Raw genomic sequence first — 12,532 nt, 5'->3', positions numbered from 1 at the left:
CTGAACAGAGCCGTTAAAACCTACTACTCTCCACTTATATTAGATATTGTTACATTATGGGTACCTTGTGGAATAGACAAACCTATTAAAGTCTTATTATCCGAATTTCTAGCATTCATGTTTTCAATAGGTAATCCGTCAATTGAAACATTCAAAGGATCAACTTGAATAGGCATTAATTGTAAAGATAGGGATCCTGGATATGGATAGATATTGTTAATCTTAAAGACAAATTGATTATTAGTAGCATTGTAATCTATATAATCAATTTGCATTATACTAGAGAACTTGTATCCAAGTACTTTGGAAGAAGATATGTTAATAATTTGAAATTGATCTACTTTCATATCATCGACGTCTCCACCCACACAGCTATAGAAGTAAACCCTGTTCTCTATGACAGGATCTGGAATAAAGGTAAAATTAAGAGTTTCGTATGGTTTAAGGTGTGGAATTACTGTCTTTACGGAATCTATTTGAGTGCTATTACGGTCATTAACTATTGCAAACAAGGTTATATTATTTAATTGAATGGGGCTGGTATTTGTTATGTTCCCATATAACTCCTTATGATTACCCTGAGGAAGAACTGGATAATCCAACTTAAAAGTGTTAAGTTTGGTAATAGGCAAGCTTACATTTCTACTTTCGAAAATGAATGGTTTTGAATTTACCGCATCTAGGAATACCGTAGAGTTGAGTTTGAATTTGAATGGAAATGGTTCATTATCTTTGTATAATATTGAGTTATAGGGAGCCTCAGTTATAATTTCGTTACTTCCTGTAATATTATTAAAGGTCTTTAATCCAACCAGAACCGTTTGTGGAAAATCCTGATAATCCGATTTTGCGACAGAACCAACGATTATGGTATTATTATCGCCATCATTATATGTAGAGTAATTCTTCACGAATGCTCTTGGATTTTCTATTACGCTACTACTTTTCGATTCACTCGCCAAACTAAAGGCCTGGGACGGGAAAAGCAAAATCAATACAACAACAGTAAAGAAACTGACAATGTATGAAATTTGAAGAAAATGATTGAAAATTTTAGACAATCACAAGGTTAAAGCAGAAATCAAAATATAAGTCTTATTCTACGTCAATAGTGATTTCTGTATAGAGTTATTTTAAAATAATTCCTCATTAAACATCAAAATTGGTCCCACTATTTCTAATATTCATATTTGACAAAAACAGGTGAAGAAAACAGTTTATCTAGCTATTTGTCACGATAGATAAACGTGAATAATACCAATCACAAAAGATTCACCAAAATTCTAGTTCCGATAGATGGATCGGCTAATTCCATGAAGGCAATTGAATATGGTATCGATATAGCACAAGCCTACGTATGCGAAGTGGTGGCTTTGCATGTTCTATACTCACAAAGTGGGTTTGCGTTTCACTCAGAGACCGTTACAGGAACTGTAACTACAAGTTCATTAGAAGATCTAAATACAGAAGCTAAACAAGAAGCAGAAAAATGGTTTGGTGAAGTCCACAAACTAGGGGAAAAAAGCAATATAAAGGTAAAAACCGAGGTAGTTCTCACCGTAATTTCAATTGTGGAAGCTATTTTATCCTATGCAGAAAAGGAAAGAATAGATTTGATTGTCGTTGGTTCGAAAGGAAGATCAGGTTGGAAAAAATTGATACAAGGAAGTGTTGCTTCTGGAATATTAACTTACGCCCACTGTCCAGTTTTAATAGTAAAATAATATTATCGAATAGATTGCAATGAAATCATTATCATACAAGAAAAAATATGGAAAACATATATAGAAATAATAACAAAGGAAGGAAATAGTTTTTGGTATTTATATATTTGTTTATCCAATTATAAATTAATTCACAAGAATGCAAAACTTGATACAATTATCATAGAAACCATTGTTGCAGAAAGTAGACCAAACATTAAGTAAGGTATTATTTTAGCCGATACAATGCCTGCCAGTATTTTGGGTTTTGGACTTGGCAAACCCCTATGTGTTACAAATAATATATGGTAATAGACTATTAGAGAAAAGAAGCCAGATATCACAATAAGAATACTTCCGGCAGAATTGATAAAACTCGGTATGTTGAAGTTAAATAACATACCAAACTGGATCAGGCCGCTAATTATCGAAACGGTGGAAGCAAAGATAACGACTTTACGGATTTTTGGTAACACGATAGACAAATTCCCTGTCGTATTAGCAGGTCGTATTATGAAAATTACAACAAATGTAATACTCCACCAAAAAATGGAAAAGATCATGTGAATACCGCGGATTAGTTCGCCAAATTCGCTTATCAATATAAGACATGACAATTACAATTTGTCAAATTTCTAAATGTTTCTGATCCCTTTGAATATGCACTATTCTTTTTCCTTAGCAAATGAGTTGGTTTTTAAAGTATCATTAAGCCATAGTAATTGGATTGGATTTAATTCTGCAATCCTAGTAGAAGCAATAGCTGAAAGTTCGGGTTCAAAAAAACTGCATGTGTAATGTTTATTAAAATAATTTAATACGAATGAGACAGTTTTTTTTCTGAACGAGTACAAGAATTGAATATCATTCACAATTTGTTGTGACAAAGGAGAATTCTTTGGAAGTAATTCAACTAATAGGGATTCAACCCTAGGTTTGGGAAAAAAAGATGAAGGAGAAACTTTGAGCAACATATTTATTGAAAATCGATATTGTGTCAAGACAGAAATTGCTCTGTAATTCTTTTCTCCGGGTTTTGATACGAGTTTTTCAACAAAGTCCTTCTGGAGCAATACGATTCCCCGTTTAAAATGCTTTTTACACAACCACGACATTGCTCTGCGACTCTCATAATAAGGCAAACTCGAAAAGAAAACATCAAATTCTAGATTCAATTTTTCATTTAAACCGTCAAGATTGAATAATTTTAGATTATCAAATTTCAATTGTTTATTAGATTGTTCGAATAATTTTGAATCTAATTCGAATGAATACACGAATTTAGCAATATTGCAAAGTTCCTTGGTCAAGGTTCCGGTACCGGTTCCCACCTCGTAAACCACGTCATTTTTACCTATTTGAGAAAGTTTAATTATTTTTTTTACGATTCCTTCGTCGACAAGAAAATTCTGCCCAAGATTTGTTTTGTTCTTCATCTAAAAAATATTCATTGAACTAAAAGTTTCATAACTCATCAGTTTGATTTGGAAAGGATTGGTTGGATTATTTTCGGACAAAAATATTCATTCTAGTTTCTCCCGAAATTTCATCATAGATTCTTTTTGCAATTAACTTTGGTGCATCTCGTAATCCCGTTCTTTCTTGCAGGTCCAAAAATGACTCAAATTTACGTCTTTCTCTTTCTTCTAATATAGATTTCAGGTAAGTTTTTCCTATTCCAGGTATAAGTTCCAAAGAATGAACACGAGGGGTCATTGGTTGAGAGGAATTAAAGTAATCTACAAATCTCTTTTCATTTACATTTACAATTTTTTCAATTACGCTTGGCAGTTCATTTTTTGCTGATTGAGATATATGGTCATAATCCAATCTTCCTAATACACTCAAAATCTTTTCCCTGCCGTCCTTACCTATATATACGCGCTCACCAATGCTAAATCGCTCATTATTGATACCAAGCAATTCTAACAAGGTCAAATGTTCTTCGCCAATTGCATGGATAATTACTCCTTCTCTCATTCGTACAATCGAAGATTTACCATTTTGAATATAATCGAGGATATAGGCGTATTCTTCGAATTTGCGAGGAGCAAAATTATCTCCATGTCTGCTATAATTATCCCTATTTGTATTAAACCTTGACAAGATATATTTTACCTTTACAGTTATACTTAGAAACGACTTTTTATTTAACTTTCAAAGTCAGATGGAGTTTTTACTTCTTCTTGTGCCTCGTTTTTTGAAAGTAAAATAGACTTTATTTTTTCTAATTTTTCTGTTACTATTAATTTCTTCCAGCCAAAGGTAAATGCTCTCAATTCCTCTATCGACTTTGGCATAACATTCACTAATTCTACCGACTCTTCAGTCGTCAATTCACCTTCAGAGACAAGTTTGTCAACCATTTCTCTAGCCTGTTCGAAGTCAACTTTTGAAAACTTTTTTGAATAATCAAATGTCCAGCGTTGAATTTGATCCATCTCATCAACTGGTATTGCTTCCAAAATCTTTTTAACTTCGGCTAAAGTGATAATTTCTCTCTTTATTACTTCTGTCAAGCCCTTTACACGCCTTTGTGGCTAGACCTTTATTGGTCGTATATGATTAAACTTTGTTTGCAAGTATTTTGACTTACTGCCAAACTTTACCATCACTTTTAACGTACGACGACCCACTTGTTCAACTATTCCCACTTTACCCTGAAAGCGCCTATGTGGCATCGTAGTATGTTCACTTGGATCGATATCTACAACAACTTTATCTCCTGGTTTATATTCAATTAGCAAATAAGAAACACCGGTAACTTTATTAGGTTTTGTTAATATCGATCTAGACTTTCTTCTAGTTCCGTGAGATGAAGGCATAATTCTTCTTTATTGATGCCCTAATAAATATTATTTACAATAAGCACTTGGTGCTAATTAGATGTTTTAGGATCGGTAATCCCTGATTCGTTTATAGTAAACACTATTTCACTTTCGGGGTGATTAGGAGAATCCACCATTCGAGCAATCCTATTTCTATTGGACTTTCGGAGAAAAATTCGATAAGTACTTGCATGTGCAAAGATATTTCCACCAGCAGCTTTAAAAGGCATATTCCCATAGCCTGTTTCTGGCGAAGACTGTACCTGGTTGGCAAGTAAAACAGCTACTTGATGTGTTTGAGCAATTCTCATCATTGAATGAAATAGTTTGTTCAACCTTTGTTGCCTTAATGAAAGGGAAGACAGCCCAATAAATTCCGAGCGATACAAGGAGATAGCAGAGTCAAATATGAGTAATTTTATGTCCTGAGATTCAATTATGTGACTAGATTCGGACAAAATTAGCTCTTGGTGTGCAGAACTATATGCCTTTGCAACAATGATATTATCCAATATCTTATCAGGATCCTGATTTCTAGTCTTGCTAATGGTTTCGATTCTCTCAGGTCTAAAAGTGTTCTCAGTATCTACGTACAAAGCTCTTCCATCAAGTCCTCCTTCGCTCTGATTCAGCTGAACCATAACGCTTACTGTATGACATAATTGTGTTTTTCCAGTACCAAATTCACCGTACACTTCGGTAATTGCGTTTGTCTCTATCCCACCACCTAAAAGTTTATCAAAATTACGAGACCCAGTTGAAATTCTCCCGATTTTTTTCCTTTTATGGTATATTGTAGTTGCAGGAGTAAATCGCATTTCCATTATCCCCATATCTTCCAAATAAGTAATGGCGAGATTGTAGATTAAATTAGATTCATTTATACTTAATCCTGACTTGGAAGACAACTCAGAAGGGCCTTCTATTACAATATCTTTAAGTGACAAAAATCCGACTCGCTTTAATTGGGATATTAGATCATCAGATAGATCCCTCAATAAATCCACCGAGAGGGATTCATTTTTTGATTTTTGATTAAAAGATGAATCATCAGGGTCCAAAGCATGTTTCAAATTATAAAGTAATCTTGCTTATTCCGATATTTCAATAATACTAAGAAAATTGATTATACAATATAATTGATAATCATACAGAAACCCTTTTCCTAAATGATCTAAAGATAGGTAGATAGGTAGATAGGTTAGTGATCATTTAACCACGTTGTTTTTAACATTTATTTAATTTTAGGAGAAATAACCTATATTATCTTTGTAGATAACAATGAGTGCTAGAAGTGATTGTTGACTTAAACCTGAAAGATAAAAAGGTATTAGTTATTGGCGCCGGTGTTGAAGCCACTAAGAGAATAAAGGTTCTCTCTAAACAAGGGTGTCAAATCATAATTTTAAGCGATAGCATCAGCGAAGCACTTTATGAGCTGGATCATGATTTAAGACATCCTATTTTGATAATCAAACGAAAAGTTGAGGATATAAATTTGTTTAATGATTTCGATAATATTTTTCTCGTGCTTGCGGCCACGAGTGATTCAGAATTAAATGAGAAAATAGTAATAGAGGCTAAGAAAAGAAATATACTTTCTTATAACATTACTAATTCATTATCAGGAGATATATATTTTACATCTATGATAAACTTTGACGATGTTATTCAGGTGTCAATATCGACCTCAGGAAAGAGCCCTTTGATGAGCAAGTTAATAAGAGACAGATTAGAAGACACTATAAAAAATATAATAGGGCAGAAAGATATTGATAATATAAAGGTTCAAGAATTTGCCAGGCAACAAGTTAAAAGATACATCCAGGATCAAGAACAAAGAAGAAAATTTTTGTATAGCCTAATTGAAGATGACAATATTCAAGAATTAATACTAAAAAAAAACATTGATAAAGTCAAGGAAAGAATCATAACAACATTAGGTAAATGGGAGGGCAGCAAGATAGAATGACGCTATATTTGGGGACACAATCATCACAATTTGTCAATTTAAGAGTAACATTCAAGAACTCCCCAATTCATATTTTAGAAAAATTCGCGTTTAAGGATATCTATAGTGCTCACCAACACCTACTAAACTCTTCTGAATTACAAGAATGTATTATTTTACAAACGTGTAATCGTGTAGAAATTTATGGAGTAGGACCTAATCCGAAATATGAAGGTATCGTAAACAGTTGGTCAGACCTAATAGATCTGCCAGTTGAAGAGGTCAAAAACAATGTCGTTATCAGCGATGGAGAGAAAGCTGTAAGACATTTGGTAGAACTTACATCTGGTTTAGACTCTCTAGTGATAGGAGAGGATCAAATACTAGGACAAGTAAAGAGATCACTTGATTTCTCTAGAAAAAACGGATTTGCAGGTCCAAATCTTAATATTTTGTTTGACAAGACTATCAAGATAGGTAGCAGGGTTCGTGCGCTTACTGGTATAAACAAGGGAAGCATCTCTGTGGGTTCTATGGCAGTGAATTTAGCCTATGAGTACTTTGACGATATCAAGGAAAAACAAATTTTGCTCATAGGTTCAGGGGAAGGTGCAAGCCTAATTGCAAAATCCTTGAAACAACGGGACATAAAATTTTTTGTTACTAGTCGAACCTTTGAGAGAGCTCGCTCTTTTGCCGATACTGTTGCAGGCTCGCCAATACCTTTTGAAGCTGCCTTAGAGAAATTAAACGACGACATTGACATAGTATTCATTTCCACCATTGCGCCGTATTACCTTTTGACGTATGAAAGAATAGCTAATATGATGAAGAACAGAACCAAAGGATTGATGATTTTTGATTTATCAAATCCGAGGACTGTTGAAGATAGGATTGCTACATTAAACAATATCAAATTAGTCAACATAGATCAAATTTCAGAAATTGTTGAAAAAAATGTGGGTAGAAGAAAAAAAGAAATTCAATCTGCTGAAAAAATAATAGAAGAAGAGATGATCACCATTAAGGAAATGCTGAAAAGAAAGAGCTCAGAACCCGCTATAATAACAATTTTTAAAAATGCAGATTCAATAAGGAATAAGGAATTGAATAAGGCATTATCATTGATTGGTAACAGAATGAATGAAAAGGACATCAAAATATTGGAGCAGTTTTCGTATGCGTTGGTGGAGGGGATATTATCCACCCCTATGAACAATCTTAGAAAGGAATTTTCAAGCAGCAAGAATGAAAATGAGTTAATTAATTTGGCTTTGAAATTATTCAATTATGAGAAACCATAGCGACTACTAAAATGTCCCGACAAAACAAGAAAAATTCAAAAACTAAACTCAATAAGTATTCATGGTTAGTAGATTTTGGCTATCAGCAAAGTTACAACCTTTTTCCAAAAATGCGATTAAGAAGATTGCGAAAGAGCTCCGCTATAAGAGATTTATTTCAAGAAACCCGTCTTTCGCCAAAGGATCTTGTTTTGCCTTTATTCATTCAAGAAGGAATAGATAGCAATGTGGAAATTGATGCAATGCCGGGTATTTTCAGATTTTCACCAAAAACGGTTATACAGGAAATTGAAGAATGTGTAAATACAAAAATCTGTGCGGTAATTTTGTTTGGCCTGCCAAAAAAAAAGGATTCCTTCGGAAGAAGATCTTATGACAATAAGGGGGTGGTCCAACAAACAATTAAATCAATTAGAGATAATTTTGGGGATAAAATAGTAATAATAACTGACGTCTGTTTATGTCAGTATACATCGCATGGTCACTGTGGAATTATTTATGGAAACCAAATCGATAATGACAAGACTATAGACACTCTAGCAAAAACTGCTCTAAGCCATGCGGAAGCAGGTGCAGATATAGTAGCACCTTCAGCGATGATGGACGGTCAAGTTAGAAAAATTAGAGATTTATTAGATAAAAATAGTTGTACTAATACGTTGATTATGGGATATTCTGCTAAACAGGCCTCTTCATTTTTTTCTCCTTTTAGAGACGCAGCTCATTCAAAACCAGGATTTGGCGACAGAAAGACATATCAAATGGATTACTCGAATCCAAGGGAAGCAAGCAGAGAAATTAAATCAGATATTGAGGAAGGGGCAGATGTTTTAATGATAAAACCAGCATTGTCTAATTTAGACTTGATTTATGAAGCAAAAATTAATACACTCCATCCAATTGCGGCCTACAGTGTTTCAGGCGAATATTCAATGATAAAGGCAGCTGCCATGAACCAATGGATTGATGAGGACCAGGCCATTACTGAATCGTTAACCGCAATAAAACGTGCGGGGGCGAATATAATAATATCGTATTATGCAAAAAGAATGGCAGAAATCTTGAATAGCAAATAATAAATTCAAAAAGAAATTACTTTTCTAAAAAATTAGCTGATGGGAGTGAATACGTGTATGTCAGCATCTCTTCCGTCTCCAACATAAACGTCACCCAATGAATTTATAGCGAGTCCGATAGGATCGTCTACCCTTTCATGAGCGGGTCCAGTATTTCCGAATTGTGTAAGATAGTTGCCATTGTTGTCGAATACCTGAATTCTGTTGTTACCACTATCTGATACATAAACGTTATCAGAAGAGTCAATTGCCAAATCGACAGGAGCTTTGAACTGACCATTGCCAGAACCAAAGACACCGAATTTCATCAAGAAATTACCAGAGGCATCGAATTTTTGTACTCTATTATTGGTAGAATCTGTAACAAAGATATTGCCATTTGAATCCACAGCGACGTCAGCAGGATTATTAAATTGTCCATCACGGGTTCCAGGAGAGCCAATACTCATCAAGAAATTACCAGAGGCATCGAATTTTTGTACATTGCTATTTTCTCCAAAATCTGTCACGTAGAGATTATTCTCCTTGTCTACACCCACACCACCAGGAGTAATGAACAATCCAGGTCCCAATCCAAATGATCCAATGCTTCGAATGAATGTTCCGTTGGAGGTGAATTCTTTCACGGCGTAAGTTGGATTGCCGAAATCAGCTATAAACACAGTATCATTGGAATCTACGGCTATTCCAGATGGATTCGTAAAGTACTGCGGTCCATTACCAAATGTTCCAAAACCAAGAATAAAAGTCCCATTTGGAGTAAACTTTTGGATCATTTTAGTAGTATAGCCTGCAAAGTCTGAAACATATACATTATCTTCAGAATCAATTCCTACACCGGACACCTGATTAAACTGACCTTCGGCTACACCTTTTTCGCCCCACATAGTTTTATGAGCGAATTCCAGTGCAAAAGCAGACATAGAATAGGTAGGCAACAGCAGCAAACTAAATGCCAGAACACATAATAAAGTAAATCGAGATAAACTCATCTCGTAATATCAAACTTCCATTATTTAAATAGTTTTTCAAACAGTAATTTCAAAAAATAATGTTGGTGTTAGGGTGTCAGAGCACTATTGAGTTCCATTAGACATGGAAAGATATTCTTGGACAGAGTTGTCGAATTCAGGAGTAGCAACGATTCCAAAAATGTTCAAAGAATCACCAAAATGATTGTCCACACCTGCAGGGTCTATCCATATGGACAATATGTTATCATTGTACATCTTAATATTAGTAGGAATATCTTCTGCGGGACCATCATCCATGCTAACGGTAGAAGTTCCGTTAAAAGTCATAGAATTGGTATCAGATTCTGAAGACGAATTCAATAAGACAAAGTCGGTTACTGAATGAGTGTGTCTTGCAGAACCGTCAGTTCGTATCATTTCTATTGCGGCGTTAAAGGTAGTGCCATTTGTATTATTATTTGCAATATCGGTAGAATTGGGAAGACTGGCCCTCCATATTCCTGCTAAGACCCAGTCAGTAGAATCATTTTCATCTTCGGTGATTCCAGTAATCGGTCCAAAAAGGTATTTCTTGTCAAAAACATCAATAGGCAAAGCCATAGCAACATTAGAAATAGGGGCTACAAGGGCTAAACCACCTGTCAATAAAAGAGCAAACATCACTACTACATAATTTTGCATTGAATATTATATGCTACTGCCATTAATTTATCTTTCGTGAAAACTACATCTATTATAGAGAGACAGGTAGAAAGAATTTATGATCAAAAAGCCTGAAATGACATCCCATATTAGATAAACCCTTTTTAAATAAATCTGCCCTTTATATTAGAAATTTCTGTGATAAAGAGATTAAATGAGACAAGAAGCGTTAATTTTCAGTCGACCATCATAAGGAATATACACTTTAGATAAGGATAAGCTATAATCTTATAGGTTCGTTAGTTAATTTCTTTTTTCTTCCAAATCTTCTCGCTTTTTCAAGGATACGATAGTACGTGATGGTTTGATTAAAAACCATTGATAATATGAATAACGTGGCAATAACTACAGCAAGAAAAAAAGTCAGCTGCTGTATAAAGCTCATATACAATGTAATATTGTATATACTTTATATATATAATTATTAATTTTGTTTACTCAAATCAATTAAAAACAATAACCCCGAAACATAGAACCATAAATATTTGAGTTTATCTTCTATTTAACATTCTTTAACGATATGAAGTCTATTGCAAGATCTAAGATAAAGCAAGATTTCTAGTCTTGTCTAACCAAAATGTAATAATCAATCTTGTTATTCTAGCGTATACGATTTGTAAATTGGAGTTTCATACCGATTGATCCGGACAATGTATATCTAGAACGACATACTATTAATTGTAATCACACTTTATGACAAATATAGCTTTTAATAAATCACGTGATCTTTTTGAAAGAGCTAGAAAAGTAATTCCTGGCGGGGTTAATAGTCCAGTTAGATACTTTAAACCTTATCCCTTTTTTGTAGAGTCTGCAAATGGTAGTAAATTATTTACCAATGACGGCAATGTATTAATCGATTATTGTTTAGGATATGGATCCGCTTTTTTAGGGCACGCCAATCCGAAGATTGGAGCGGAGGTAAAACATCAAATAGATAAAGGGAATTTGTTTTGTACGCCCACAGAAAAAGAGATTCAATTGGCAGAGACATGTACAAAAATAATTCCGTGTGCAGAAATGGTGAGGATAACAAACACAGGTGCAGAAGCAACCATGCATGCAATAAGATTAGCTCGGGCATTTACAAACAAGACCAAATTGATTAAATTTGAGGGAGGATATCATGGTGCTTTTGACTATGTTCTAAATAAAGCGGGATCGGGAGCAGCCACAAAAGATTATACAGATGGAATATTGACTGAAAGTGCTTCGAAAACCATCACAGTTCCTTTTAATGATATTGAATCGATTGAAACCATTATTAGTAAAGAAGAAAATCGCGATGACATCGCTTGTATAATAGTAGAACCCGTTCTGGCAAATACTGGTCTTATTCTTCCCGAGAAGGAATATCTTAACAATTTGCGTAGCATAACCAAAGAAAACAATATCATATTAATTTTTGATGAGGTTGTAACTGGTTTCAGATTGGCACTGGGTGGAGCCAGTGAGTTCTTTGGGATTAAACCCGATATTGCCACATTTGCCAAGGCATTAGGGAATGGGTATCCCATCTCCCTTATTGCAGGGAAGAGGGAAATTATGTCGGGTTTTGCACCAAGTGGATTAGTGTACCAGGCAAGTACTTTTGCAGGAAATCCAATTTCTGTAGCAGCAGCATTAAAAACTTTAGAGATACTTATCAATGAGAAAAATACTATTTACCCGAAAGTTGCCATTACTTGCGACAAGTTAGTTGCTGCTATTAAGGATATCATTCACGATAAGCGATTAGATGTTACTTTGAACTCTATTGGTTCGATGTTTCAACTTTTTTTTTCAAGCATACCAGTTAGGGACTATGATTCGGTAAAATCTACGAATATTCAATCCTTTAATAAATTATTCAAAGTACTATTAGAGGAGAACATATTCATACCACCATCTCCCTTTGAAACATGTTTTATTTCAACCCTTCACAATGAAGAGGATATTGAAAAAACAATAGATGCATATGAAACGGCTCTTTCCATGGTGATGAAGAGTTAAAG

General features: G+C 34.3%; 15 protein-coding genes. 5 read left to right on the top strand and 10 right to left on the bottom strand.

Annotation, left to right across the window (positions count from 1 at the left end):
* Positions 1–23: 23 nt before the first annotated feature.
* Positions 24–962 (bottom strand): hypothetical protein, encoded by a 939-nt coding sequence (locus tag NFRAN_RS09380; RefSeq protein ID WP_134484747.1) that lies wholly within the window; start codon positions 960–962, stop codon positions 24–26.
* 285 nt (positions 963–1,247) lie between these two features.
* Between NFRAN_RS09380 and NFRAN_RS09375 the strand changes: the two genes are divergently transcribed.
* On the top strand, positions 1,248–1,724 hold the full coding sequence (locus NFRAN_RS09375; protein WP_134484746.1) for a universal stress protein: 477 nt from the start codon (positions 1,248–1,250) through the stop codon (positions 1,722–1,724).
* 131 nt (positions 1,725–1,855) lie between these two features.
* Here NFRAN_RS09375 and NFRAN_RS09370 read toward each other — a convergent pair whose 3' ends face one another.
* The 6 genes from NFRAN_RS09370 to radA form a co-directional block, all read right to left on the bottom strand.
* Positions 1,856–2,320 carry a hypothetical protein gene (locus NFRAN_RS09370; RefSeq protein WP_134484745.1) on the bottom strand — a complete coding sequence of 155 codons (465 nt, stop codon included), beginning with the start codon at positions 2,318–2,320 and terminating at the stop codon, positions 1,856–1,858.
* A 48-nt stretch (positions 2,321–2,368) separates the two neighbouring features.
* Positions 2,369–3,139, bottom strand: coding sequence for a ribosomal RNA small subunit methyltransferase A (locus NFRAN_RS09365; protein WP_134484744.1), 771 nt, complete (start codon positions 3,137–3,139; stop codon positions 2,369–2,371).
* A gap of 67 nt (positions 3,140–3,206) precedes the next feature.
* Complete coding sequence (locus tag NFRAN_RS09360) at positions 3,207–3,809, bottom strand: DUF655 domain-containing protein (RefSeq protein WP_134484743.1); 603 nt, start codon at positions 3,807–3,809, stop codon at positions 3,207–3,209.
* A gap of 44 nt (positions 3,810–3,853) precedes the next feature.
* Positions 3,854–4,222: an RNA polymerase Rpb4 gene (locus NFRAN_RS09355; RefSeq protein ID WP_134484742.1), complete on the bottom strand. Its 369-nt coding sequence runs from the start codon at positions 4,220–4,222 to the stop codon at positions 3,854–3,856.
* A 21-nt stretch (positions 4,223–4,243) separates the two neighbouring features.
* Positions 4,244–4,528: a 50S ribosomal protein L21 gene (locus NFRAN_RS09350; protein WP_134484741.1), complete on the bottom strand. Its 285-nt coding sequence runs from the start codon at positions 4,526–4,528 to the stop codon at positions 4,244–4,246.
* A gap of 53 nt (positions 4,529–4,581) precedes the next feature.
* Positions 4,582–5,604 (bottom strand): DNA repair and recombination protein RadA, encoded by a 1,023-nt coding sequence (radA, locus tag NFRAN_RS09345; RefSeq protein WP_232037986.1) that lies wholly within the window; start codon positions 5,602–5,604, stop codon positions 4,582–4,584.
* A gap of 221 nt (positions 5,605–5,825) precedes the next feature.
* Here radA and NFRAN_RS09340 point away from each other — a divergent pair, with 221 nt between their 5' ends.
* The 3 genes from NFRAN_RS09340 (at position 5,826) to hemB (ending at position 8,862) form a co-directional block, all read left to right on the top strand.
* Positions 5,826–6,503, top strand: coding sequence for a precorrin-2 dehydrogenase/sirohydrochlorin ferrochelatase family protein (locus tag NFRAN_RS09340; RefSeq protein WP_172602250.1), 678 nt, complete (start codon positions 5,826–5,828; stop codon positions 6,501–6,503).
* The gene (gene hemA, locus NFRAN_RS09335; protein ID WP_172602249.1) at positions 6,500–7,786 is read left to right on the top strand and encodes a glutamyl-tRNA reductase; all 1,287 of its coding nucleotides are present in this window, start codon (positions 6,500–6,502) and stop codon (positions 7,784–7,786) included. The genes NFRAN_RS09340 and hemA overlap by 4 nt, the downstream gene beginning before the upstream one ends.
* A 110-nt stretch (positions 7,787–7,896) precedes the next feature.
* On the top strand, positions 7,897–8,862 hold the full coding sequence (gene hemB, locus NFRAN_RS09330; protein ID WP_134485786.1) for a porphobilinogen synthase: 966 nt from the start codon (positions 7,897–7,899) through the stop codon (positions 8,860–8,862).
* Between the two features lie 32 nt (positions 8,863–8,894).
* On the opposite strand, the gene NFRAN_RS09325 is transcribed toward hemB, so the two are convergent.
* From NFRAN_RS09325 to NFRAN_RS13885, 3 genes are all read right to left on the bottom strand, one after another.
* Positions 8,895–9,854, bottom strand: coding sequence for a 6-bladed beta-propeller (locus NFRAN_RS09325; RefSeq protein ID WP_134484738.1), 960 nt, complete (start codon positions 9,852–9,854; stop codon positions 8,895–8,897).
* 84 nt (positions 9,855–9,938) lie between these two features.
* Positions 9,939–10,517 carry a hypothetical protein gene (locus tag NFRAN_RS09320; protein WP_134484737.1) on the bottom strand — a complete coding sequence of 193 codons (579 nt, stop codon included), beginning with the start codon at positions 10,515–10,517 and terminating at the stop codon, positions 9,939–9,941.
* Positions 10,518–10,758: 241 nt separating this feature from the next.
* Complete coding sequence (locus NFRAN_RS13885) at positions 10,759–10,923, bottom strand: hypothetical protein (protein WP_172602248.1); 165 nt, start codon at positions 10,921–10,923, stop codon at positions 10,759–10,761.
* 308 nt (positions 10,924–11,231) lie between these two features.
* On the opposite strand from NFRAN_RS13885, the gene NFRAN_RS09315 reads away from it, so the two are divergent.
* On the top strand, positions 11,232–12,530 hold the full coding sequence (locus NFRAN_RS09315) for an aspartate aminotransferase family protein (RefSeq protein ID WP_134484736.1): 1,299 nt from the start codon (positions 11,232–11,234) through the stop codon (positions 12,528–12,530).
* The last annotated feature ends 2 nt before the right edge of the window (positions 12,531–12,532 follow it).

It is taken from the genome of Candidatus Nitrosocosmicus franklandus, assembly GCF_900696045.1.
GTDB lineage: Archaea > Thermoproteota > Nitrososphaeria > Nitrososphaerales > Nitrososphaeraceae > Nitrosocosmicus > Nitrosocosmicus franklandus_A.
The sequence above is the reverse complement of the archived record's forward strand: the minus strand, read 5'-3'. Positions and strand labels throughout refer to the sequence as shown.